This is a genomic window from Acinetobacter sp. BIGb0102 (assembly GCF_003815055.1).
GTDB lineage: Bacteria > Pseudomonadota > Gammaproteobacteria > Pseudomonadales > Moraxellaceae > Acinetobacter > Acinetobacter vivianii.
Genome location: NZ_RKQE01000014.1, coordinates 154,423 through 179,016, shown reverse-complemented (window position 1 = coordinate 179,016; position 24,594 = coordinate 154,423). Strand labels below are relative to the sequence as shown.

Genomic DNA, 24,594 nt, shown 5'->3' with positions numbered 1-24,594 from the left:
GTGCAATGCAAATATCTAAAGTTATCTTGTCAGTATCTAAAACGCTTGCAATGATCAGTGTCTGTTTGATCCCGACACTGGTTTCAGCAAAGACTATTTTAATTTTGGGTGATAGCCTGAGCGCAGGTTATGGCATAGATGCAAAACAAGGTTGGGTTCACTTATTACAACAACGTTTAGACCAACAGTATCCGAAACAGCACAAGGTGGTCAATGCAAGTGTCAGTGGAGAAACCACCAGTGGTGCACTGGCAAGACTGCCAAAATTATTGCAAACCTATCGACCAGAAGTGGTGGTGATTGAACTGGGTGGCAATGATGGCTTACGCGGTCAGCCGCCACAAATGATTCAAAAAAATCTTGCCGAATTGGTGCAGCTGAGTCAGAAGCAGAAAGCCCATGTTTTACTGTTTGGGATGAAAATACCGCCTAACTACGGCACAGCCTATAGCAAGGCTTTTGAAAATAATTACAAGGTGATCAGCCAACAATATAAAGTGAAATTACTGCCTTTCTTTCTTGAAGGTGTCGCGGGACAAAAACACTTGATCCAGAACGATCAGATTCATCCAAATGCGAAAGCACAGCCAATGATGCTGAATCTGGCATATCCTTATATTAAAGGTGCGTTATAAACTGCACCTTCAACTCAATAGACGATTTCAACTGATCTTTTTCTTAAAATAAACCACACGTTCGGTTTCCTGAAAACCCAGCGCGCGATGCATGGCATGACTGATCGTATTATCAATTGCTGCGTCTGAGGCAAATTCAGTACAGGAAAATTGCTTTGCCCAGTCTTCTACTTGCTGCACCAAAGTGGTAGCAACACCTGAACGTCGATATTCAGGCAAGACATAAATGCCTTCCAGAAAAGCCACAGGTGAGGTTTGTGTACCATTTACATATTCATATCGAATAGACGCTTCTAGCATGGCGATTGCTTGCTGCTGATCGTTATAGCTTAATAATTGCAAAGTATATGGTTGTTCGAGTAGCCGCCGCATTTCTGGTAAATGCGCGTCTTCATGATCAGGCCAGAGTAATATTCTTAATTGCAGCCAGTCGGCCAATAACGGCTCGGTTACAGGCATGATTTTCATATCGATTCTGCCCTTTTGCTTCACTTATTTTTCTAATTCAATAAAAAATTAAAATTTATGCTTCCAACAGCGAAATTAAGGCGAGTTAAAACTCGCCCTGATTCTTAGAAATCAAAAAAAGAAACTTCACCTGTTTCTAGCGAATATTCTGCACCAACGACAATCATTTTGCCCTTTTCAATCAGGCTTTCCAGCACAGCAGAACCATGACGGAGCTGATTCACAGAAGCAAATACATTTGAACGTACCGCATGCGCAGACAATTTTTTCAAATCATTTTTGAGTTCGGTTTGCATCAAGATTTCAACCGACGGACGGACACGGTTTACGATCGACATTAAATTCGATGAAGGCGGCTGATCAGGGTTCATCAGGGTATCAATCGTGGCTTGAATCGCACCACAATGACTATGACCCAGTACCACCACAACAGCACAATCATAACGCTCTGCTGCAAATTCAACACTGCCGACCTGTGAAGGCGCCACAATATTGCCTGCCACACGAATCACGAACAAGTCACCCAAGCCTTGGTCAAAAACCATTTCAGCAGGTACACGTGAATCAGAACAGCCTAAAACAATTGCAAAAGGATTTTGATCACTTGCCATCTCGGCACGTTCTTGGTGAGATAACAATCTTTGTTGAACTGCCTCTCCTTTTACAAAACGGGCATTACCAGCTTTTAAACGTTCTAATGCTTCTTGTGCGGTGAGCATGTGTGTATCCATGTGTGATTGACCTAAGGCAACAGTTTAATGTGCGCCCGTTTGAAAGTCACTGACAAAAATAGAAACGATCAGCATACTTGCTAATCTTTTGAACCGTAAAATAGCGGAAAATTGCTGATTTCATTGGCAAGAATTTCCATACATCTGTAGATTATGCAAATGACTCGCGTCGTCTCTTCCTCAATAATCAATTGGTTTAAAAATAGATCAAGGATTGAACAACGATGATAAATACCCGACTTACCCAACCTTTTCGTCAGGCTTTTGGCGCTGCTTTGCTGGTCTGTAGCTTAAGTACACTAGCAGTGAGTACAACTCAAGCTGCCGAAATAGAAATGAATTTTCAAAACCTGTTGCAACAAGAGCGTGCATGGGCTGGCTTACAAACCAAGACCTTAAAAGTAGGTGACATCACTTGGTCGTATAGTGAAGGCGGTCAAGCGGGTAAGCCAATCGTCATTTTAATTCATGGTCTTGCAGGCAGTCGTGACAACTGGAACCGTGTTGCACGCGCCCTCACGGCAAACTACCACGTCATCATTCCTGATTTACCAGCCAGTGGTGAAACATTAGTACCTAAAGATTTTGACTATTCTGTTCCGAATGTCACAGAGAAATTACGCCGTTTTGTAGAAGCTGCCAATCTGACAGGCCCAGCGCATGTTGCTGGTCATTCACTGGGTGGTTCTATTGCCATGCTCTATGCAGGTCAATATCCTTTTGAAACCAAAAGCCTATTCCTGATTGATGCGGCGGGTGTCTATAAGGCAGCGACCACGCCTTATTTAAAAGATCCAAATCAGGTGAAAAACATGATTGTGAGCAAGAAAGGAGATTTCAATTTCCTGATGCAACAAGCCATGTTTACCCCGCCATTCATTCCAAAGGAAATTGCTCAGGCGCAAGAAAAAATGATGATTGGTCAGGTTGAGCAAACCCAGAAAATGGTCGATCAAGTCATTGCCTTAAATAAGCTCTATACGCCTGATTCATTTGCCTTGTTGGCAAGATCAATTGATGCACCGACCCTGATTTTATGGGGTAAGCAAGATAAAATCGTCAATGTTGAAGTGGTCCCTGAGTTAAAAGCATTACTAAAAAATGCCCAGACACCAGTCATTCTGGACAATGTCGGTCATATGCCGATTCTGGAAGCAGATCAACTAGTGGTTCAGCAATATCTACCTTTCCTCAGCAAGATTCAGGCACAAAAACCTGCTGTGGCTCCAGCGCAATAAACTTAATTTAGCGATTTGAGAATATATGTCTAAACATCCAATGATAGAACAACTGATTGATGCACAGCTCGACTTTCTTGAGCATGAGTTTGCACAACCAGACACCATTCAATCGGAATTTAAACAATTCTATCATTGGTTGCGTTTACAGCCGTTACAGCAGATCTGGTCTTTTGAACAGATTTTCAACCTGATCGAAAAACAAATTCTTGCGACACCCGCAAGTGCATTTCTAGTTGAACAAATTGCAGAACATATTCGCTTTGCCCTGATTCACCCGATTAATGACCAGACCACGATTGAAGATGTTATTCCTGTTCTTACCGTAGATTCGATTGCCCAGTATGTTGCCAGTAAAAGTGGACACCGCCAGCGTTTAATTAAAACCGTGGTGAACAATCCCGCGTTCTCTGCATTGATTACCCAGTTAATCCAGCACTCGATTCAGGATTATCTGGATAATTCAGTCATGTCGAAACGTGTCCCAGGTGTCGGACATTTTATGAAAATGGGCAAATCTGTTTTAGAAACAGTAACGGATTCCAATCTGAATGAAACCATTGCGCATTATTTACAAAAGAATATTTTAAAAATCAGTCAAATGAGTGAGAGAGTGCTGAATCAGCATTTTAATGATGACAAGCTCTATCATTTTCAGGCCAATCTCTGGCATAAAATTAAAGTCATGCCCTTATCGGTATTGCGTAATTATGTAGAAGTACAAGACTTACCAAAAACCGTCGAGATGGGGCATGAGATTTGGGATCATATTCGTCAAACACCGTATCTAAAACGACAAGTACATGATGGTGTGTATGCATGGTACGCACGTAATCAGGAACGGAGTTTTGATCTTTTATTACGTGATCTGAATATTGATGAAGCCCTGATTGAAAATGAACTCAGCCATTTGCTTGCGCCTGTACTGCAACATGTGATCGAAACGGGTTATTTGCGTGAGCGTGCTCGCACGTATTTAGAGAGGTTTTATTATTCGAAACAAGTGATGCATATCTTAAAAGTAGAAGGATAAGGCTTTGTAACCCTACCCTTCAAGTTCAATTGATGTCTTAGAAACTATAAGTCACACCAAGATTATAACGGCGACCATCTAACACATAGTTATAGGTCGCAGTATCAATCTCTTTATCAAATAGATTGTAGATCCCTGCGGCAACAGCAATATTTTGCGTTGGCTTATAATTTACCCCCACATCTACCATCGTATAAGCAGGTTTACCTTTTGCCATAGCAGTACGGCTTAAGTAATCCGATGTCTTACTACGGTAATTCACACGTCCCCAGCTTGAGAACTGATCGTTAATTTCCCAGTCTGCGGTTGTATTGAACATATGTTTAGGCATTTCATTTAAAGGCTTGCCTTTATTCGCGCCACTCTTTTGTTCAGTATCCGTGAAGGTGTAATTCGCACTCAAGTTCACATTTGGTAAGACTTTCCAGCCAAATGTTGCTTCTGCACCACGCATATTGGCTTTATCAACGTTCTCACGCAGGCTGACAAAGTCAAACTTCTCACCCAACCAGTCACAGCCCATTGACCCAGATGCCCCCTGACAGGTTCTGATTTCAGTGATCTTGTCTTTAAACTCACTATTGAATAACGTAAGACCCGCCGTCAGGTTATCTAAATTGTCCCAGTTAAAGGACATTTCATAGTTCACACTTTTTTCAGGTTTTAAATCAGGATTACCGACAATCACACCTTTACTTTGTCCACCGCCTGTTGCCTGTCCCCATTCAGCAACGGTCGCACGCAGTGCTGGTGTTTTATAACCCGTTGAAATACCACCTTTAATGACCCAATTATCATTTAAGCCCCATACTCCGTACACTTTCGGGCTCCAGTGATCACCAAATTTTTCATCTTTATCTAAACGTAGTGAACTGGTTAAAGTGAAGTCATCGACAATATTCCATGCATTTTCAGCGAATAATGCCCAGCTATAACGATCAAGATTGGAAACAGGTTTCGCTCCACCGACACTTAACTGGTTACCTTTGTCATCTAATTCTTCTTTGAGGTACATCCCGCCAAAACTCAGACTCTGACGACCAAAGTTAATTTTATTGATGGTATTAAATGTGGTATTGGTCGCTTCCATATTACGTGACGGGTTTTCGTTTTCTTCACGCTGAATATAAGAATGTGTTTCTACCGCACCAATTTTGCCACGATGCGTCAAACTATACTCTGTGCGATAGTAATCTGTAAGTGAGTTTGCTGGTGGGTTTCTGCCCGTTTGTACGGGGGAAATACTTTTACCAACAGTTGCATCACGGTTTTGAATCGAACGTTGATATTCCAGATCAATCGTGTGATCATCATTTGGAGTCAGACTAAAGGCAGCTCCGCCTGCACGAATTTTTTGCTTACTATAGCCACCATAAATTTCATCTTCATCACGTTGAGAATATAGGCCATTGGCTTTAAATGATAAAAGATTGGCAATTAAAGGCCCAGCAATGTAAGCATTAGTTTGATATTGATTACCTGAGTCAGAATTTTCCTGCAACGTGGTATCAAGCTTAATGGAACCCGTCCATTCAGTTACATTTTTCTTGGTAATAATGTTGATGACACCGCCCATTGCATCTGAACCATATAAGCCAGACATTGGTCCACGGATCACTTCAATACGTTCAATGGCGCCAATATTCGGTAACCAGCCTTGTTCAATACCCGAGTTGTCGCTATTTGGGCGTACCGAACGTGTATTTACTTTTTTGCCATCGACCATAATGACCGTATACGCACTGCCCATACCGCGGATACTGATATCACTTGAACTACCGCCCCCTGTTACAACCACGCCAGGTACATCTTTTAAAGCATCGGTTACATCACGATATGCTTTTTTATTAATTTCTTCTTGTGTAAGCACAGATATAGATGCTGCTGCTTTTTTAATGTCCTGTTCAAATCCACTTGCTGTAACAACAATCTTTTCCAGTTGTACAGCCTCTTTATTCGCTTGAATTTCTGCTGCGTGTGCAAGCGCCATCATACCGCCCAATACGGAAATAGTGAGGAGTGATTGACGTGCTATTTTGTTGGACATATTCCCACCCGATTCAGAGATATCTTAAAGATTGCTTAAAATTTATGGGAATTCTAACAAAAAACAAATAAAACTCAATACAAATGATAATTATTATTATTTATAAATTCATTTTTCATTCACATTGTTTGCTTATCAGTTTAGGAAAACAAGTTTAACTTTTTAATTTTAAGTCAAAAATAATTATCTCAATCCATTAATTTTATTTAAGAATAATATGAAATTCTTATATAAAAAATATGAAGATTAAGCTTACACGATTTTGTCATTCTTATTGCAATCATCAAATGAATAAAGATGTTCAAATTTTTGGGCATTTTATGCTTTAGATGATCTCTTTAAAATTATGATACTTTTCCAGTATTTTTTTATTATTATTTCATCCATTCATTGACTGAGCAAGTTGAAAAGCGCTACCGATCTATAGTTACTTTTCAACTTGCTTGCAGCATCGTGACTTAAGCTGGAATTTGCTGGGTAATGCAGTGAATATTTCCACCACCCAGTAAGATTTCTCGCGCTGGTACCCCTGTGATGAGATAGTCTGGATACATCTGCTGGAACAATGCTTTTGCCTGTTCATCGGTACGTTCATCCAGTAATGGGAAAATTATCTGCTGATTACTAATCAGATAGTTCACATAAGAACCCGCCAAACGATTTCCTTCAAAACGTTCAATCGCATTGCCCTTATCAACATCAACCGTCTCATTTCCACTGGCATAGAGTGGACCCGGTGATGGTAACTTCCATACTTTCAATTGGCGGCCTTTTGCATCTTTCGTATTTTCAAGCACTTTCAATGCGGCTTGTGAACGCGCGTATTGCGGATCATTGATATCATCTGTCCAGTGCAATGCAACTTCACCTGGGCGAACGAAACAGCACATATTGTCGACATGCCCATCAGTTTCATCATTAAATACACCTTGAGGCAGCCAGATAAAAGTCGTTACCCCGAGACATTCTTGCAGAATGTTTTCAATCTGAGTCTGAGACAGATGTGGATTTCGATTTGGATTGAGCAAGCATTCTGCTGTAGTCAATAACGTCCCTTCTCCATCGACATGAATTGCCCCGCCCTCTAAGATCAGCGGTGTCGAGTACGTCTCAATGCCATGTTGAGCAGCAATTTTGCCTGCAATCAGTTGATCTTGATCCCATGGGAAATACAATCCACCATTTTCCCCGCCCCAAGCATTAAACACCCAATTAATGGCTTTTTTCTGGCCTTGTGCATTCTTGACAATGGTTGGCCCCGTATCGCGTGTCCATGCATCATCACTTTCCATTTCAACCAGAGTCACCTGTATAGGCATAACCTGACGTGCTTTTTCCATTTCAGCTTGAGGAACAGCCATAAATACTGGCGTTTTCTGAGCAATTGCAGCCGCAACCTGTGCAAAAGCCTGTTGTGCAGGCGCACCATTTCCACGCCAGTTATCTGTACGATAAGGCCAGACCATCCATACAGCTTCTTGTGCAGACCACTCGCCAGGCATGCTAAAACCTTGCTGATTTGGGGTTGTCGCATTCTGTTCCATATAGTTTATCTCCATATTTTCAAGTTTTTAGAAATCAAATATTCATTTATCAAATCAATTGATTAAAACGGTTTAAGTCGTGGCTCCGAACGAAAGTGGCTGTTTGCGGATACGCTTATAAAGCAACAGTAAAACGCCAGCCAATAACCACACGCCACCAAATTCCAGCGCTGATTTTTCCAGATGTACCCACAAACCTAATAAGCACAACACCGAAGCCAGTGGTAGCAATAGATTGAAGAAAATATTTTTTAAACCTGCGCGCTCTTTACGTATCACAAAGAATTTCATGAATACAGAGAAGTTCACCATTGTAAAGGCGATCAAGGCACCAAAACTCACCAGACTCACAACGGTTGCTAAGTCGACTTTAATTGCCAACAGAGAAATCAAGCCGACGAAGAAAATCGAATATAACGGCGTACCTAATCTGTTATTCACATAACCGAATATTTTTTGGTTAAACACACCATCACGCCCCATGATGTAAAGTAAACGCGAAGCACTGGCATGAGAGGCTAAACCAGAGGCAAATGCATTCATAATCTGTACAGTGAGCAAAGCTGACTGGAAAAATACGCCCCCGACAAAGAGTGCAATTTCAGGTAAGGCTTCATCTGGATTTTTAAACTGTTCTAATGTCGGAAAGGACAATTGAACAAACCAGGAAACCGTAATAAAAATAAGGCCGCCTAATAATGTTGTGAGCATAATTGCCCGAGGAATGGTCTTGGTCGGATTGCGGCTTTCATGGGCTAAGGTCGATACCGCATCAAAACCTAAATAAGAGAAACACACCAATGACACACCTGTCAGCAAGGTTAGATATTCAGGATTACCATTAAATAAGGGTGTCATTGTCGCTAGGCTTTGATAACCTTGCGAATGCCCCATCCCTGTGACTACCAGAAAAATAAATACCAGCATCATTGAAATCGTGGCTGCAATAAAGATAAAGCTAAAATTCGCCAGAATATTGATACGAAAGCTGTTGATCAGCGTGATGATCCCGACCATGATCACCACCCAAGTGGTATAGGCAATGTCAGGCATCAATGCATGGAGATAAAAGGACGCGAGTAAAACATTAACCAGCGGAATAAGTAGATAATCAATAAGCGAGCACCAGCCCACAAAAAAACCCGCTGTCTTGCCGCATGTTTCAGTGGTGTAGGTATATGCTGATCCTGATTTTGGGGTGAGTTTACTAAAGCGTGCATAGCTAAATGCCGTCAATAGCATTGCAAACAAGGCCAAGATATAAGCTAGAGGAACCCGCCCTTCAGTGACTCTTGAAATAATACCAAAGGTATCAAATACGGTTGCTGGAGCCATATAAGCCACACCAATGACAACGACTTGCCATAGTGAGAGCCCTTTTCGTTTGTTTTCGCTTTCCATGCACGTTTCTCCTGCATCAATGCAAATATTTTCGCAGTGCTTTTTTATTCATCTTGGATGGTGCTATTGAACAGAGAAGTCCCTTTCCCGATTCAATCAGCAGTTGGAAAAATTAGAGCGTAATCACGTTTTCTTCGAGATAACTTTGCATCCCCGACTGCCCTAGTTCTCGCCCAATTCCACTCTTTTTGAAACCGCCCCATAACGAACCGGGTTGAATCATTTGATGGGAATTAATCCAGATATGACCAGAACGAAGCCACTTGGCAATTTTTTTACCATGCTCCAAAGACCCTGTGATAATGGTTGCAGCCAGACCAAACTCAGAGTCATTGGCAAGGCGAATAGCTTCTTCTTCAGTCTCGAAACTTCGACAGCAAATCACAGGGCCAAAGATTTCCTCTTTCCACAATCGGCTTTCTGTCGGAACATTGACAAAAACATGCGGCTGAATGAAAAAGCCTTTTTCAGGTACAGCAATTTGCTCGAAATCAATTAAAGTTTGGAGTTTTTCGTCTTTCGCAATACTTAAGTATTCATGAACTTTCTGAAATTGCTTTTGTGTGGTCATCGGCCCCATTGCAAATGGACCGCTCAGATCTGAACCCAAAGTGATTGATTCCACCGCAGCTTTAAACTTCTGGTAAAAGCGTTCGGCAATCGATTGATGCACCAATAAACGTGAGGTCGCAGAACACATTTGACCACTGTTATAGAACATACCGCCGAGTGCTTTATCGACTGCTTCATCCAGATCGGCATCTTCAAGAATAAGGATTGGCGATTTGCCGCCTAGCTCTAATGTGACGCGTTTAACCGAACGGGCTGCGGCCTGCATCACATGAATGCCTACCTCTGTGCTACCAGTGAAAGAGACTTTATTCACCTCTGGATGTGTCACCAAATGCTGCGCTGCAACTGCATCTCCCAAAATCAGGTTAAATACACCCTGAGGAAACTGGATCTGATCCAACAGCTGAGTAAATGCATATTCAGGCAAAGGTACCAACTCGGAAGGTTTAAAGATGAGCGTACAACCTGCAGCAAGAGCGGGTGCGATTTTCCATGCGCTGGTGATTAACGGGAAATTCCACGGCGTAATTAAAGCAACCACACCGACGGGATTTTGCTGATGCGTCAGTTCAATACCACCGTCACATTCAGTCACCTGACTAAATGCAAAGCTTTTAACTAGATTGGCATAATAGCGGTAACACTTAATGCTGTTGTCGACATCGACTTGTGCTTGTTCCGAAGATTTACCATTGTTACGGTGGGAAAGTTCAATCAAGGTGTTTTTTGCTGCTTCAATCGCATCGGCAATTTTATTTAACCAATTCGCGCGTTCCTCAGGGCTTGTCAAACTCCAGCTTTCCAGTGCCTGTTGTGCAGCAGCTACGGCAGCATCTACATCCTGCGGGGAAGCCGTAGTAAATCGGATTAATTCCTCTTCACTGCCTGGATTGACCACCGTAATCTGGGATGTTCCTGTCGTGTTTTCCCATTTTCCATTGATATAATTCTTCATCTGCTTGCTCTCATACGGGTACTAAAACGGATTCATCGTGACTCTCTACAGGATTTCAGCCTGCTTCATGTCAATCATGTCCGCTTTATTCCTCATTCATTCCATCGACATCATCTGTTGTTCTCCCGCTATTTCTATCAATCAGCGAGACTCAACTCGCCCCGCGAGGCAAGTTGATTTTTCATTGGGAAACAAAGAGATTTGGCTTATAAATGACCTTCAGCTTTTAATTCCTGAATCGTATTCTGAATCGCATGACGTAAGGTTTTCACAGCAAAGTCAATTTGATCACGTGTCAGGATTAATGGTGGAGACAAGACATTCATGTGACCCACTGGACGAACAATCAAACCGAGTTTTTGGCAATGGTTCGCAATACGTTTACCGACGCCAACAGAACGGTCAAATAGTTCTTTGGTTTCTTTATTACGTAAGTTTTCGATACACATCATGAATTTTTTGCCGCGTACTTCACCGACAATTTCCAGATCCGCAAGCGTCTTTAATTGCTCTTCAAAGTAAACGCCCGTGTCTTGAACATGTTCACAAATCTTTTCTTTTTCCAGAATTTCAATATTCTTCAGTGCAGCCACACAACTCACTGGATGGCCTGAATAGGTAAAGCCATGCGTAAGCAAACCACCTTCATGATGCGGCTTACTGATGGCGTCATAAATCTCATCAGAAATAATGGTTGCACCTAAAGGTAAGTAGCCTGAAGAAAGCCCTTTTGCACAGGTAATAATGTCAGGAACAATGCCAAACACGGCTTCTGAAGCAAACATATGACCTAAGCGACCAAATGCAGTGACCACCTCATCAGACACATACAGAACATTGTATTTCTTACATACTGCCAAAGTTTTGGCATGGTAGCCTTCTGGTGGAACAATCACCCCGCCTGCACCCATGATTGGCTCGGCAAAGAAAGCAGCCACATTATCTGGGCCAAGTTTCAGAATCGTATCTTCCAGTTCCTGAACCTTTTCATTACAGAAATCTTCCATCGACTGCGATGCAGGCTTACGGTATGGATTTGGGCATGACACATGGTGAACCAGTTCGTTGTGAATTTCGAAACCGACATGATCGGCTTCAATTCCCGTCAAGGTCATACTGATGTAGGTACTACCGTGATAAGCATCTTTACGAGCAATCAATTTTTTCTTGGACGGCTTACCGATTTGATAGAAATAGTGGTGAATTAAACGTACCGCCGTATCATTCGCCACCGAACCGCCACAACCATAAAACACATGATTCAGGTTACCCGGTGCCAACTCCGCCAGTTTAGCGGCCAACTTGGCTGCTGGCGCTGTGGTTTGATGACCAAAAGGCGAAAAGTAAGGTAATTCCATGATCTGTTCAGCAACAGCATCGGCAATTTCTTTACGACCATAACCGACATTGACACACCATAGGCCGCCAATACCATCTAGATATTTATTGCCTTGTGCATCATACACATAGACATTTTCACCTTTAGACATAATTAAAGAACCTTCGTCTTTAAATGTCGAAAAATCTGTCCACGGGTGAATCACATGATCCTTATCTTTTTGCCAGATATCCTGAATATCTACTTCTACTGGTAATTTTGAGTTCATCTTCTATCCATCCATCTTTATTGCAATGCTCCATTCCAGCAGCATGCATGTCTTACACATTGTTAATTTGTTGATAATTAAACTGTTGCTGTATTTTTTTGAGCGACTTGTGCGGCTGACTGCGCGTCATAATTTAAAATGGCATTCAGCAGCACATCGGCACCTTGAGCGGCATCTTGCATATAAATATCTTCTGCCTCGTTATGGCTTAAACCATCAATACAAGGAATAAAGATCATGGTCGTTGGACAATGTTTTGCGATATTGATCGCATCATGTCCTGCACCACTCACGATTGTCTGGTTGCTATATCCCAAACTGTTAACAGCATTTTGAACTGTTGCAACGCAAGTCGGATCAAAATAAGTCGCTGGACTCAGCCAATGTTGAGATACGCGAACTTCCAGATCTCGTTCCATCGCTAGACGAGATAAGATTGCAGTTGTTTCGATTTCCATTGCTTTCAGTGCTGCATCATCAGGATGACGTAAATCAATGGTCCACTGAATCTGGCCTGGGATGGTATTTCGTGATGAATTGGCGACCTGCATTTCACCAAATGTCACCAAGCCTTGTGGGAATTTCTCAAGAATGCATTTTTCAATCGCGACAATCATTTCTGCCGTGCCGACCATAGTATCTTTACGCATATTCATTGGAGTCGTACCAGCATGCGCAGCTTTACCTTGGGTTTCGACATCTAACCAGAGAATGGCTTGACCACCTGTCACCACACCAATCGAGATCTGGTTTCTTTCCAGTACTGGCCCTTGCTCGATATGCGCTTCGTAATAAGCCTGAAATGGACGAGCCAACGGATAATCGCCCAATTGCCCTGTACGAACCAGCTCCGAATAAACAGAAATACCGTTTTTATCCGTGGTGTCATAGACTTGCTGTTTAGGTAATACGCCAGCGAATGCTGCTGAACCCATCATTGCAGGAGTGAAGCGTGCACCCTCTTCATTCATCCAGACCACCAATTCAAGTGGATGGTCAGTAACAATATTCTGTTCTTCTAAGCGCTGTAACACTTCCATGCCAGCCAGCACACCATAAATTCCGTCAAAGCGACCACCCTTTGGCTGGGTATCTAAATGGCTGCCCATAGCGATAGGTAATGCGGTTTGGTTTTGCCCTGCACGGCGTAAAATCAAGTTACCCACTTCATCATAATGAATAGAAAGATTAATCTGCTTGGCCCATTCAAGCAGTAAAGCCCGGCCTGAAATATCTTCATCCGTGAGCGCTAATCGTGTATTTCCGCCTTTCGTGGTCGCACCGATCTTTGCCATATCCATGAGCATCTGCCATAAGCGCTCTGCATTCACTCTCATTGTTTTTAACATCCCTTTTATCGATATATTTTTAATATCACTTTATTCATGCTACTTTGATTAATTCTTCAATTAAAAACGAGTACCAATTCTTCCAAAAAAACAGGTACCAATTTAAGTATGAATGAATAAAAAATAATTCCTTTTGTTTTTCAAACAAATAAACAGAGCATTAAACTAATCTTATTTTTAGAAAAATCAATTTATTTTTATTATTTTTTGAGTCTTTTCTAACACCACCCAAATCCGAACACAAAACAGCCAAAATGTTTTATATATAAAACATTTTGGCTGTTGTTCAACATCAACCACATTTAAAACATAAATAATTACATACTCACCAAAAGTATCTTATTTAATTATTTAAAGATTTATTTTTAAATTAAAAAATTTTAGTTAAACTAAAAACCACTGTCTTATCCGCACTTGGTAGATCTTTATTAACATTTGCATTGGCATAATAAAGATCAAAGATAAAATCCTGATAGTTAAAATCCAGCCCTATTTTATAATCATAAAAATGACTTTTCTCATCAGTTCCCCAAAGTACGGCATAGGCATTTTTATTTGCGAACTGGTTATAGGCCACTTGAGTATATATATTCCATTGATCCGCAATTGGATAACGATAACCAGCCTCATAACGCAGCATTTTACCTGTTTCAAAGGTATAATCAGGTGTGTAATAAAAAGACAGGTTGAGCTCATCCTGAGCATTGAGTAAATTTGAAGTCATCAATCCTATTGAATATTCCTCAAAATCGACACGAGGCAGCGTCTTATCTTCATCAGGATAGTTCACATCAAGATATTGCAGATTCAACTTTAGATCATTATTTATTTGATAATTATAGCCAATATAATAATCCAGCTCTAAACTACTTCCTATATCTAGCTGAATATTCGATGCAAATAGTTGCGTATAAAATCCAGAATCATGATCGAGCCTTAATATTCCTTGAACAGCAGGTTTTCCTTTGGTTTGCGTCGTCCCTCGCCAATAATACTCTGTTAAAAATGCAAGCGAACCACTGACTAAAAAACTGTCCTTATTATCACCCTGATCATGATCAGTTGATTTTGCATTTACTGGTGATATCAACACAGATGCAATTACAGCTAAAATCCATTTTTTATTGATCATCCATTTATTCCATTAGCATATGATTATTTTGAATCTTGATTATGTTGTGCACATTTTATAAATCGAGAACCAATTTCAAAAAATCAGAAGAGCCATTTATTATTTTTTAAAAATACAACCAATCAAATAAAAGTAAAAAAGAAAGCCACCTGACTTTCTTTTTTAAATATACCTATTTATTTTTGCTTAACTTCCCATTATAAACCTGTTTTCCAGCGAACCAGGTTTCGGCAACTTTCCAGTCCTTAATGTCTTTGTTGAGTGGTGTTTTTAAAGCATCCTGTAAGACCACAAAATCAGCCCATTTCCCGACACTGATACTGCCAATCTCATCGCCCCACCCTGCAACATTGGCAGGTGCTTGGGTATAGGCATATAAAGCTTCATCCAGACTCAAAGCATTATCGCTATAACGGGTTTTACCCTGATACTCACGAAACACCACATCGCTGAGCTGTAACATTGGATTTTCAGGTGCTGTTGGCCAGTCACTTCCCAATACCATGGTTGCGCCGCTACTGAGCAGAGATTGCCAAGCATAACTATATGGCATACGCGCCTTGCCCAAACGGGATTCCTGATAATTACCTGTAATGGCATGATCAGGCTGCATCGAAGCCACAACACCTAACTCTGCAAAACGTGGAATAGCGTCTTTAGATAGAACCTCAATATGTTCAATTCGATTGGCAAATTGGCGATGTTTTGGACTGTTTTCAATCGCATTCAAGGCCATATCCACACTCTTATCGCCAATCGCATGAATCGCGACAGGGAAGCCTGCCTCATTGGCATTTTTCACTGAATTATTCAGATCTGCCTGTGACGTAATTGGGGCAATATTAAAATGATGACGATCTGCATACGGTTCATTTAATGCAGCGGTATAGCTCATCAATGTGCCGTCAACAAAATATTTCATATACGCAAAGCGGAACTGCGGCCCTTTTTTCCACTGCTGTTCTTTTTGTATAAATTGCTGATTCAGTTCATCACGTTGCTTCGCATAACGTTGGAAATCAGCAGGCGTTACCTGATCATCACCCGCCATTAATCCAAAACGGATACGCATTGGTAATTCCTGTTTCGACTCCAGCAAAGCAGGATAAACCGTATCTAACTCAGTCCACATATCATGTACAGAGGTAATGCCCAAACTATTAAAATGCGCAATGATCTTTTCAACGACTGGCAGTGCCGCTTTTCCTGACAGTAAGGCACTGGTGTATTTAGGATTCCCTAGAATCAGTTGAGTACCCGCAGTTTCTTTGAAAATCCCTGTCGGCTCACCTGTCCGTGGATCTTTGACAATCTCGCCACCTTCTGGTGCTTTGGTATTTTTATCAATCCCCAGCACTTGCATCGCCTTGGTATTGACCCAAACCGTGTGATAATCAATATCCTGTAACACCACAGGACGATCTGGAGCAATCGCATCCAACTCCTGACGGGTTGGCAAATGATCATCTTTCAGGCCCGTGATGTCCCAGCGTCCTCCTACTAACCAGGCGTCTTTCGGTAATTCTTTATCTCTTTTAGCAATTAATTTAAACCATTCCTGACGATCCGTGATTCCAAACAGATCAACACCGTCCCATAATTCCAGACCGCCCAACAAATGGGTATGCGCATCGGTTAATCCCGGAAGAACTGTTTTACCTTTTACATCAATAACTTGTGTCTGCTTGGTCGCCATATTCTGGATATAGGTATTATTGCCGACAGCCACAAACTTTCCATCTTTCACGGCAAAGGCCTGTGCTTTTGGCTTGGCTGGATTCGAGGTTCGAACATCGGCATTTAACACAATCACATCCACTTGCGGGGTTTTCGCATAGCTGGCCAAGCTCATGACACCGATACTGATGCCTAACACTAATTTCTTATTCATAAATCCCTTAAGTCCTTATCCAAACTTATTTTTTGTTCATTTTTATTCTCTTTGCTTTCTTTATAAAACCTAGAACCAATTTAGCTAAAAATGCAGGAACCATTTTTATGGAAATACAGCTTATCCAAACTGAAAACAAAGAATAGCCAAGTGCTTTTATTCAGATTTAGGCTTTGCAGCATATACCTGTCTGCCCGCAAACCAGGTTTCAGCAACTTGCCAATCCTTCAGGTTTTTAGGTAATGGTGGTTGTAAAGTGCCTTGTAAAATGACGAAATCGGCCCATTTACCAACGCTGATACTACCCGTTTCATTTCCCCAGCCTGCAACATTGGCAGGTGCCTGCGTATAGGCATATAGAGCTTCATCCAAACTTAAGGCATTATCGCTATAACGGATTTTTCCATTGTATTCACGAAATATGGCATCACTGAGTTGTAACATTGGATTTTCTGCTGCCGTCGGCCAGTCGCTTCCCAACACCAGAGTAGCCCCACTGCTCAATAAAGACTGCCATGCATAGCTGTATGGCATACGCGCCTCACCTAAACGAGATTCCTGATAATTACCAGATATGGCATGATCAGGCTGCATCGAAGCCACCACGCCTAACTGGGCGAAACGAGGCATAGCAGCCTCACTCATGACTTCAATATGTTCAATTCGATTAGCAAATTGTCGATGTTTAGGGCTATTTTCAATCGCATTTAAAGCCATATCGACACTTTTATCACCAATCGCATGCATGGCAACTGGAAAACCCACCTCATTTGCCTTGCTGACCAGATCATTTAATTTGGCCTGTGAACTCACAGGCTCACTATTAAAATCATGGCGATCTGCGTAATCGGCATTTAATGCAGCGGTATAACTAAATAAGGTGCCATCGACAAAATATTTGAGATAACCATAACGGAATTGTGGTCCTTGCAACCATTGCTTTTCTTTTTGTTTAAATTGTTGATTCAGTTCATCCCGTTGTCTTGCATATTCAGCAAATTGCGCCGTTGTCGTTTTTTCTGTGGAGGTATCAGCCATATAGCCAAACCACACTCGCATTGGTAATGGTTGCTTTTGTTGTAGCATTGCAGGATAAACAGACCAATCACTTCTCCACATATCATGCACAGAAGTCACACCCAAACGGTTGAAATGTGCAACCAGTTTCTCCAGAACAGGTATGGCTTCTTTTCCAGCCACAACCGCTTTTAAATAAACAGGATTTCTACGAACCAGTTGAGTTGCGGCTGTTTCTTTAAATATCCCCGTCAATTCCCCTGTCAACTGATCTTTAACAATTTCTCCCCCTTCAGGTGCTATGGTATTTTGATCAATTCCCAGTAATTGCATCGCTTTGCTATTGAGCCATACCGTATGATAATCAATATCCAGCAAGGCCACTGGTCGATCTGGCACAATCGCATCTAGCTCCTGCCGTGTCGGTAATTGCTGCTCTGACAGTAAACTGATATCCCAGCGCCCGCCTGTCATCCATTGCCCTTTTGGGAGCTGCTTGTCACGTTCGGCAATCCGCTTGAACCATTCAGCACGATCACTGAGACCATACAAATCAACACCTTGTGCAATCTCCATCCCACTACCAAAATGCGTATGCGCATCAGTGAGACCTGGAATAACCGTTTGACCTTGGGCATCAATGACACGTGTATGTCTGGTTGCCATCTTCTGGATATAGGTATTATTGCCGACAGCCACAAACTTTCCATCTTCCACGGCAAATGCTTGTGCTTTGGGCTTGGCTGGATTTGAGGTTCGTACATCAGCATTCACCACAATCACATCAACTTGTGGGGTTTTCGCATAGCTTGCCAAACTCATGACACCGATACTGATGCCTAACACTAATTTCTTATTCATAAATCCCTTACGTCCTTATCTAGACTTATTTTACTCATTTTTATTTTGTCTATTTTTGTCATAAAGCCTAGAACCAATCTGCCTGCAAAGACAGGAACCATTTCAACTTTCTATACTTCGATTAAAGATGTTGCCTTCTGTTTTATTGATCAGGAGTAATTAACAAATCTGAATAAGACCTGAATTCAGGTAACTTAATGTTGTACTTATTTGTAAAATCACCTCTCATTTAAATTATTAAAAATCAAATTTTTAAAAAAACAAAAAAAGCCCTCGAAAGGACTTTTTAAACGACAGTAGATGTCTAGCGATTATTTAAAATACGCGCCTTCTGCTTGTGTATGATCCGTTTGATCCACAACACGCTGTAACTCTGGTACATGCTGTCTTAATGTGGTTTCTACACCTTGCTTTAAAGTTACATCAATCGCAGAACAACCTTGGCATCCACCACCGAATTTCAATACAGCAGTCAACCCATGCTCTGGGCTATCCTGTACTTCAACCAGACTACAATTACCGCCATGACCTGCTAGGCCAGGGTTAATTTCTGATTGCAATACATAAGTAATGCGTTCTTCAATCGATGCATCTGGGCCAACACGCGGCACTTTCGAGTTCGGTGCACGGAACGTCAATTGACCACCAAAACGATCTTTGTTGTAGTCAATTACCGCATCAACCAAATACGGAATTGATGGCGCATCCACATAGGCAGGAAAATCTGGATAATCCTGTTTATAGTCTGTTGGCACCACTTCATCAGGTGCACTATATGCCATACAACATTCAGCACGTGGAGTACCTGGATTCTCTACAAAAACACGAACGCCAATCCCTGGTGTATTTTGCTTTGCTAATAAATCACCTAAGTACTCTTGTGCAGAGGGAGTAATTAAAAGGTTTGGAATTTCTTCTGCGACAGCAGTGTTGGTGTTCTCAGTCGACATAACAATAATCCTCAAGCTGATGTCGTTATATTAACCGAAGATGGAGGGTAATTAAAAAAATTCAACCATTTTTGTAGGAATTCTATGCAAGATCATTGTTTATTAAGTTTTTAATGGCATTATTGCTTAGACTCTGATCAATTTAAAATATTTATGTTACATCTACCCTTTGGGCACACTGTGACCCTGATCATTATTACAGTTGCAATTTCCTTATTGGCCTTCTCCAATCAGGCCGTGATGAATCGTCTGATTTTCTGGCCTCCTGCCATGCAACGTGGGCAATATGACCGTTTTATCACGCATGGTTTTATTCATGCCGATGGTACACATCTCCTATTCAATATGATCACGCTGTTTTTCTTTGGCAATATCATTGAAAGTTTCTATCGTCAGTTTTTCTATGACATGGGCTTTGTCTTATTTTATCTGGGTGGCTTAATCGTTGCGATCTTACCCAGCTACCTAAAACATCGTCATGATGCACAGTGGGCCAGTCTAGGAGCCTCAGGCGCCGTGTCAGCGGTGCTATTCGCCTATATCCTGTTCCAGCCTTGGAATCTGATTTTTGTCTTTTTCATTCCTGTGCCTGCGATTATTTTTGCAATTTTATATGTCGCTTATAGCATCTGGTCGGGCAAACGTGGCAACACCAATATCAACCACAGTGCGCATCTTTGGGGAGCCGCCTACGGTGTGGTGGTGACCATCATTCTGGAACCTCGCGTTGTTCCACATTTCCTGAATCAGTTGACCAAGCTTCCTTTTTAAATTCATTCACGATTTGCCCCAGTTTTGGGGCTTTTCTTTTTTTAAGATTAACAATCAAATTTTAATTATTTTTATCATAAAAATCATCTCTCTAAACTCGACTGCATTATTTTAATGGATTAAGTCGAATCTCATGCCTCGTAACAGCCTTCTCACTACCTTGTCGATTGCCCTCTTTAGTCTTTCGATTTCAGCGTGCAGTAATGATGATTCAAATGAATCCAATACTGTGGTTGAAACCAAGAAACAGCCCAATATTTTATTCATCATGGCCGATGACTTAGGCTATTCAGACTTAGGTGCGTTTGGCGGTGAAATTCACACCCCGAATATTGATGCACTGACGCAAGAGGGCCGCATTTTAACCGACTACCATACAGCGCCAACCTGCTCTCCAACACGTTCGCAATTGATTTCAGGTACTGACCATCATTTGGCAGGAATTGGGGCAATGGCTGAGCTGACGCCTGCACATTTAAAAGGCCAGCCCGGCTATGAAGGTTATTTGAATGAACGTTCGCTTTCGATTGCTGAAGTTTTAAAAGACAATGGCTATCGTACTTATATCAGTGGCAAATGGCACTTAGGTTTGACACCTGAAACCAACGCACATGCCAAAGGATTCGATCATTCATTTACCCTATTACAAGGCTTGGACTTACATTTTAAACAAGCGCCGAGTGCCTATAAACGCAATGCGACCTATACGGAAGATGGCAAAGAAGTGCCTATTTCATCTTTACCTGATGATTTCTTCTCAACCAACTATTTCACCGACAAGCTGATCAGCTATTTAGAATCTGGCAAAGATTCAGGCAAACCATTCTTTGCTTATGCGGCTTACACCGCGCCGCACTGGCCTTTACAAGCGCCTGCCGAATATCGAGACCGTTATCGCGGTGTCTACGATGCGGGTTATGATGTGATTCGCGATGCGCGTATTGCTCGCCAGAAACAGTTGGGCTTGATCCCAGCCAACTTCACTGCAGCTGAACCGATTGCCACGCAAAATGCACCTCAAAAATATGGCAAATGGAATGAGCTTTCAACTGAACAAAAAGCGCTGGAAGCCCGCAGAATGGAAATCTATGCAGGCATGGTGGAAAATCTGGATGCTAATATTGGGCGGGTCATCCAATATCTCAAAAGCAATAATTTATATGACAATACGCTCATTTTCTTTGTTTCAGATAATGGCGCAGAAGGTTTTATCCGCGGCAACTATGGCACTGAATCTGGCTTTGATAACAGTGTCAATAACGTAGGTACATCAAGTTCTTATCATTATGTGGGGCCACGTTGGGCAGAAGTGAGTGCTGCACCATTCCACTTATGGAAGGATACGGCGGGTGAAGGCGCAACCACTGCCCCAGCAATCGTAAAACTCCCTTATCAAACCAAAGCACAAAGCACGCATCATGGTTTTGCTTCCGTGCTGGATGTTTTCCCGACGGTTTTAGATTACGCCAATATTGCCGTGCCACAAGGCCAATATAAAGGTCGCCAGATTAATACCCCAAGTGGCTATTCATGGAAATCGGTACTCGAAAATAAAGCTCAGGCCATTCGTCCCGTTAACTTTAGTTTTGCCGATGAATTACATGGCAGTAAATATGCACGTCAGGGTGACTGGAAAATTGCCTTACAAGGTAAAGCTGAGCTGGGTACAGGCACTTGGGAACTCTACAACCTGAAAAATGATCGTGGTGAAACCCAAAATCTGGCCCAAACTAATCCTGCAAAACTGCAAGAACTGGTAGATGTGTATAACAAATACACCCAGCAAAATGGGGTCAAGGAATACAATCTTCAATGAAACTAAATCCCCTTCTCGTTTCCCTCTGTAGCCTGTCCCTTATGGCAGGTTGCAGTAGAGTTGGGCCAGAAGTAAAGCCATCTCAACAATACCCAACAACTCAACCTGCATTGTTAGGCTCTTTATCACAATGCCAGAGCTATTCTGGCTTGCCCAATGCATGGCAAAAACATAAAACAGCGGGGATGGTCTGGATTCCTAAAGGCTCATTTCCACTGGGTTCCAATCAGGCCTATCCAGATGAACTCAATTTTGGTGCAAAGGAACGTCAAGTAGATGGCTTCTGGATCGATCAAACGGAGGTCACGGTTGCCCAGTTTTCCAGTTTTGTCAAAGCCACAGGCTATATCACAGATGCAGAAAAACAGAAGCAGGCAGCGGTATTTTCTCCAGATGCCAATCAGCCTAATCAATGGTGGCAGTTAAAGGCTGATTACACATGGAAAACGCCAAATGGCCCGTCGGGTCAAGCACCACTACCCTCCGAACCAGTCCGCTATGTCACCAAGAATGATGCAGAACATTATGCAGTCTGGTTGGGGCACGATTTACCCTCTGAACAGGAATGGGAGTATGCAGCCAAGGCGGGTTCAAAAAATGATACCCCTCTTCATCAGGCACCACAGGATGCCCATCAACATCCGCAAGCCAATTATTGGCAAGGAGAATTCCCACTTAAGAATACAGTTGAAGACCATTTTGAAGGCGTTGCCCCTGTCGGCTGTTATGCGGCCAATGCATTTCAGTTATACGATATGATCGGGAATGTTTGGGAATGGACGTCTTCTGTCTATCATGGCGCACATGATCAACATATGGGAAATTATACGGATCTGCGCCAGCAAAATAGTGCGACTACGCAATATGTGCTTAAAGGCGGCTCTTTTTTATGTGCTTCTAATTTCTGTGCACGTTATCGCAATAGCAGTCGTTATCCTCAGGAGTTTGATCTGGCGGCAACACATGTCGGGTTTAGAACCGTGTTAAGGTCTCAATAGTGATATAAATCTCATTTAAAAATTTTCAGTCCCGTTCTGGTAAAAACGAACCGATCGTTTTAAAGTGATATTCAAAGCAATAAAAATACGGGATGGAACCATGAAAAAAATATCACTCTACCTTTGTCTGTTATTCACATTCAGTCTATCCGCTTGTGCGGCACATACGCCACATGGCAGTGTTGTGGTTGATCCAGAAGGTTATCACGATGGTCATAGTGACTTTTGCCCACCAGGACAGGCCAAAAAAGGCCGTTGCTAAATTTAATCTTGCCTAAATCTGTAATGGGTTTAGGCAATTCATTTTGTTCTGTCTTACCTGAATGGCTTAACTCATCTTTTGATTGCATAAAAAATCACATTTTTTCTGATTGATAATTTTATTTTGGTAAAACCCATATAGACTATATGGAAATAGTTCTTGTTCTTTGCTGGACGCTTTAAATGAATCAAACCCAATCTCATGCTGTACTGGAAATCCTGAACAAGGTTCAGCATGCTGATGACTGGATGATTTTCCTCAAAGAGCTTAACCATCATTTTGACTTTCAGGCAGCACAACTTCTTGCAGTTGATCTCGAGGTGCAGGCACTCTCATTCAGTGTGCATCATGGGGTTAATCTTGATCCCCATCAACTTGAACAAGCGGCTCTACAACAACTTCGTTTAGCCATTGATGATGACCCACAATTAAAAAAATTATTGGCAGCACCAATCACGGGCTGGATGCATTGCAGCCAACATTTTACGGAACAGGACATTGTTCAGACGCAAGTCTATCAACAAATTTTACAACCACTTAATTTACGTTTTTGCTCAGCACTTCAGGTTATTTATGATCATAAAGTCTGTGTGATTCTGGCCTTTCTGACCAGTCCTGATCGTGGTGCATTAAGTTGCTCTGAACTCCAACCGATTTATGAGATCTTGCCTCAGATCCAGCAAAAGCTTCAGCACTATCGCCATCATTTTGAATATTCCACCATGACCTTGCTTGGGTCACAATTGATCCAGAAAATGAATCAGCCAATTGCGATTATAAATCTCAACGGCGATATTCTGGAAATGAATGGAGAGGCTGAAAAATTTATCGAAAATAATGCACACATCCAGATTGAACAGCGTCGCTTCTTTTTCAAACCCCATCAACAGCAAAAATTTGAACAACATTTGCTTGAATTAGAACGTCTGCATAATACCTATTCAGACGTAGCGTATGCTGAACGAAGTCAGGTGATGCACTTAGATCATCAGCTATTTTTAACGCTGGATCTACTTTGCCCCGAAAAGACCCATAAGATTTTCGGTTTACGCCCAGTATTACTGGCAACATTTTCAGGGCTTCAACATCAGCCTAAATATCAGAAAGACCGATGTAGACAGCTTTTTATGTTCACCCCCGTAGAACATAAAATATGCGAGCAACTGCTTAAGGGCAAAACCACCAAAGAAATTGCTCTTTTATATGAAATTCAGGCTGATACCGTAAAAAAGCACCTGCAAGCTATTTTCAAAAAGACCAAAACACATCGACAAAGTGAACTGATCCAGTTGCTGATGCAATTACTCTAAGTTTT

Annotated in this window: 20 protein-coding genes; 8 read left to right on the top strand and 12 right to left on the bottom strand. The window is 41.8% G+C overall.

Translation table 11 applies throughout. The annotated features are described in order from the left end of the window. Window positions 1–11: 11 nt before the first annotated feature. Window positions 12–635 carry an arylesterase gene (locus EC846_RS14130; RefSeq protein WP_171410037.1) on the top strand — a complete coding sequence of 208 codons (624 nt, stop codon included), beginning with the start codon at window positions 12–14 and terminating at the stop codon, window positions 633–635. Window positions 636–662: 27 nt separating this feature from the next. Here the strand turns inward: EC846_RS14130 and aac(6')-I are convergent, their stop codons facing one another. Both aac(6')-I and EC846_RS14120 read right to left on the bottom strand, forming a co-directional pair. Further along, window positions 663–1,103: an AAC(6')-Ighjkrstuvwx family aminoglycoside N-acetyltransferase gene (aac(6')-I, locus tag EC846_RS14125; protein ID WP_123775548.1), complete on the bottom strand. Its 441-nt coding sequence runs from the start codon at window positions 1,101–1,103 to the stop codon at window positions 663–665. Window positions 1,104–1,207: 104 nt separating this feature from the next. Further along, the gene (locus EC846_RS14120; RefSeq protein ID WP_032810306.1) at window positions 1,208–1,822 is read right to left on the bottom strand and encodes a carbonic anhydrase; all 615 of its coding nucleotides are present in this window, start codon (window positions 1,820–1,822) and stop codon (window positions 1,208–1,210) included. A 236-nt stretch (window positions 1,823–2,058) separates the two neighbouring features. Between EC846_RS14120 and EC846_RS14115 the strand changes: the two genes are divergently transcribed. Both EC846_RS14115 and EC846_RS14110 read left to right on the top strand, forming a co-directional pair. After that, window positions 2,059–3,072, top strand: coding sequence for an alpha/beta fold hydrolase (locus EC846_RS14115; RefSeq protein WP_123775547.1), 1,014 nt, complete (start codon window positions 2,059–2,061; stop codon window positions 3,070–3,072). Window positions 3,073–3,097: 25 nt separating this feature from the next. Next, the gene (locus tag EC846_RS14110) at window positions 3,098–4,105 is read left to right on the top strand and encodes a hypothetical protein (RefSeq protein ID WP_123775546.1); all 1,008 of its coding nucleotides are present in this window, start codon (window positions 3,098–3,100) and stop codon (window positions 4,103–4,105) included. Window positions 4,106–4,142: 37 nt separating this feature from the next. On the opposite strand, the gene EC846_RS14105 is transcribed toward EC846_RS14110, so the two are convergent. The 10 genes from EC846_RS14105 to nfuA all read right to left on the bottom strand — a co-directional run bounded on the left by EC846_RS14105 (window position 4,143) and on the right by nfuA (window position 19,432). Beyond that, window positions 4,143–6,152, bottom strand: a complete 2,010-nt coding sequence (locus EC846_RS14105) for a ligand-gated channel protein (protein ID WP_123775545.1) — start codon at window positions 6,150–6,152, stop codon at window positions 4,143–4,145. Between the two features lie 458 nt (window positions 6,153–6,610). Further along, window positions 6,611–7,696 (bottom strand): agmatine deiminase, encoded by a 1,086-nt coding sequence (gene aguA, locus EC846_RS14100; RefSeq protein ID WP_123775544.1) that lies wholly within the window; start codon window positions 7,694–7,696, stop codon window positions 6,611–6,613. Window positions 7,697–7,768: 72 nt separating this feature from the next. Then, window positions 7,769–9,097 carry an APC family permease gene (locus EC846_RS14095; RefSeq protein WP_123775543.1) on the bottom strand — a complete coding sequence of 443 codons (1,329 nt, stop codon included), beginning with the start codon at window positions 9,095–9,097 and terminating at the stop codon, window positions 7,769–7,771. Window positions 9,098–9,209: 112 nt separating this feature from the next. Further along, the gene (locus EC846_RS14090; protein WP_123775542.1) at window positions 9,210–10,625 is read right to left on the bottom strand and encodes an aldehyde dehydrogenase family protein; all 1,416 of its coding nucleotides are present in this window, start codon (window positions 10,623–10,625) and stop codon (window positions 9,210–9,212) included. 206 nt (window positions 10,626–10,831) lie between these two features. Continuing rightward, complete coding sequence (locus EC846_RS14085; protein ID WP_123775541.1) at window positions 10,832–12,232, bottom strand: aminotransferase; 1,401 nt, start codon at window positions 12,230–12,232, stop codon at window positions 10,832–10,834. Window positions 12,233–12,309: 77 nt separating this feature from the next. Further along, window positions 12,310–13,569 carry a Zn-dependent hydrolase gene (locus EC846_RS14080; RefSeq protein WP_123775605.1) on the bottom strand — a complete coding sequence of 420 codons (1,260 nt, stop codon included), beginning with the start codon at window positions 13,567–13,569 and terminating at the stop codon, window positions 12,310–12,312. Between the two features lie 382 nt (window positions 13,570–13,951). Then, window positions 13,952–14,713 (bottom strand): TorF family putative porin, encoded by a 762-nt coding sequence (locus tag EC846_RS14075; protein ID WP_123775540.1) that lies wholly within the window; start codon window positions 14,711–14,713, stop codon window positions 13,952–13,954. Between the two features lie 172 nt (window positions 14,714–14,885). Then, entirely contained in the window at window positions 14,886–16,604 is a 1,719-nt protein-coding gene (locus tag EC846_RS14070) for an amidohydrolase (RefSeq protein ID WP_123775539.1), read from the bottom strand. A 156-nt stretch (window positions 16,605–16,760) separates the two neighbouring features. Further along, window positions 16,761–18,482, bottom strand: a complete 1,722-nt coding sequence (locus EC846_RS14065; protein ID WP_123775538.1) for an amidohydrolase — start codon at window positions 18,480–18,482, stop codon at window positions 16,761–16,763. A 311-nt stretch (window positions 18,483–18,793) separates the two neighbouring features. After that, window positions 18,794–19,432, bottom strand: coding sequence for a Fe-S biogenesis protein NfuA (gene nfuA / locus EC846_RS14060; RefSeq protein WP_004770341.1), 639 nt, complete (start codon window positions 19,430–19,432; stop codon window positions 18,794–18,796). A 153-nt stretch (window positions 19,433–19,585) separates the two neighbouring features. Between nfuA and EC846_RS14055 the strand changes: the two genes are divergently transcribed. From EC846_RS14055 to EC846_RS14040, 5 genes are all read left to right on the top strand, one after another. After that, window positions 19,586–20,203, top strand: coding sequence for a rhomboid family intramembrane serine protease (locus EC846_RS14055; RefSeq protein ID WP_004770342.1), 618 nt, complete (start codon window positions 19,586–19,588; stop codon window positions 20,201–20,203). Window positions 20,204–20,336: 133 nt separating this feature from the next. Continuing rightward, on the top strand, window positions 20,337–22,019 hold the full coding sequence (locus tag EC846_RS14050; protein ID WP_123775537.1) for an arylsulfatase: 1,683 nt from the start codon (window positions 20,337–20,339) through the stop codon (window positions 22,017–22,019). After that, window positions 22,016–23,017, top strand: coding sequence for an SUMF1/EgtB/PvdO family nonheme iron enzyme (locus EC846_RS14045; RefSeq protein ID WP_123775536.1), 1,002 nt, complete (start codon window positions 22,016–22,018; stop codon window positions 23,015–23,017). Before EC846_RS14050 ends, EC846_RS14045 begins: the two co-directional genes overlap by 4 nt. 100 nt (window positions 23,018–23,117) lie before the next feature. Next, the gene (locus EC846_RS18345) at window positions 23,118–23,279 is read left to right on the top strand and encodes a hypothetical protein (RefSeq protein WP_171410032.1); all 162 of its coding nucleotides are present in this window, start codon (window positions 23,118–23,120) and stop codon (window positions 23,277–23,279) included. A gap of 182 nt (window positions 23,280–23,461) precedes the next feature. Continuing rightward, window positions 23,462–24,589: a helix-turn-helix transcriptional regulator gene (locus tag EC846_RS14040; protein ID WP_123775535.1), complete on the top strand. Its 1,128-nt coding sequence runs from the start codon at window positions 23,462–23,464 to the stop codon at window positions 24,587–24,589. Window positions 24,590–24,594: the final 5 nt, after the last annotated feature.

What these genes read in the sequence shown, in the direction of transcription:
- EC846_RS14115 (WP_123775547.1), top strand. Translation starts at nt 2,059, where the DNA reads ATGATAAATACCCGACTTACCCAACCTTTTCGTCAGGCTTTTGGCGCT.
- EC846_RS14055 (WP_004770342.1), top strand. Translation starts at nt 19,586, where the DNA reads ATGTTACATCTACCCTTTGGGCACACTGTGACCCTGATCATTATTACA.
- EC846_RS14110 (WP_123775546.1), top strand. Translation starts at nt 3,098, where the DNA reads ATGTCTAAACATCCAATGATAGAACAACTGATTGATGCACAGCTCGAC.
- nfuA (WP_004770341.1), bottom strand. Translation starts at nt 19,432, where the DNA reads ATGTCGACTGAGAACACCAACACTGCTGTCGCAGAAGAAATTCCAAAC.
- EC846_RS14075 (WP_123775540.1), bottom strand. Translation starts at nt 14,713, where the DNA reads ATGATCAATAAAAAATGGATTTTAGCTGTAATTGCATCTGTGTTGATA.
- aguA (WP_123775544.1), bottom strand. Translation starts at nt 7,696, where the DNA reads ATGGAACAGAATGCGACAACCCCAAATCAGCAAGGTTTTAGCATGCCT.
- EC846_RS14095 (WP_123775543.1), bottom strand. Translation starts at nt 9,097, where the DNA reads ATGGAAAGCGAAAACAAACGAAAAGGGCTCTCACTATGGCAAGTCGTT.
- EC846_RS14080 (WP_123775605.1), bottom strand. Translation starts at nt 13,569, where the DNA reads ATGAGAGTGAATGCAGAGCGCTTATGGCAGATGCTCATGGATATGGCA.
- EC846_RS14045 (WP_123775536.1), top strand. Translation starts at nt 22,016, where the DNA reads ATGAAACTAAATCCCCTTCTCGTTTCCCTCTGTAGCCTGTCCCTTATG.
- EC846_RS14065 (WP_123775538.1), bottom strand. Translation starts at nt 18,482, where the DNA reads ATGAATAAGAAATTAGTGTTAGGCATCAGTATCGGTGTCATGAGTTTG.
- EC846_RS14120 (WP_032810306.1), bottom strand. Translation starts at nt 1,822, where the DNA reads ATGCTCACCGCACAAGAAGCATTAGAACGTTTAAAAGCTGGTAATGCC.
- EC846_RS14070 (WP_123775539.1), bottom strand. Translation starts at nt 16,604, where the DNA reads ATGAATAAGAAATTAGTGTTAGGCATCAGTATCGGTGTCATGAGCTTG.
- EC846_RS14040 (WP_123775535.1), top strand. Translation starts at nt 23,462, where the DNA reads ATGAATCAAACCCAATCTCATGCTGTACTGGAAATCCTGAACAAGGTT.
- EC846_RS14085 (WP_123775541.1), bottom strand. Translation starts at nt 12,232, where the DNA reads ATGAACTCAAAATTACCAGTAGAAGTAGATATTCAGGATATCTGGCAA.
- EC846_RS14050 (WP_123775537.1), top strand. Translation starts at nt 20,337, where the DNA reads ATGCCTCGTAACAGCCTTCTCACTACCTTGTCGATTGCCCTCTTTAGT.
- EC846_RS14105 (WP_123775545.1), bottom strand. Translation starts at nt 6,152, where the DNA reads ATGTCCAACAAAATAGCACGTCAATCACTCCTCACTATTTCCGTATTG.
- EC846_RS14090 (WP_123775542.1), bottom strand. Translation starts at nt 10,625, where the DNA reads ATGAAGAATTATATCAATGGAAAATGGGAAAACACGACAGGAACATCC.
- EC846_RS18345 (WP_171410032.1), top strand. Translation starts at nt 23,118, where the DNA reads ATGAAAAAAATATCACTCTACCTTTGTCTGTTATTCACATTCAGTCTA.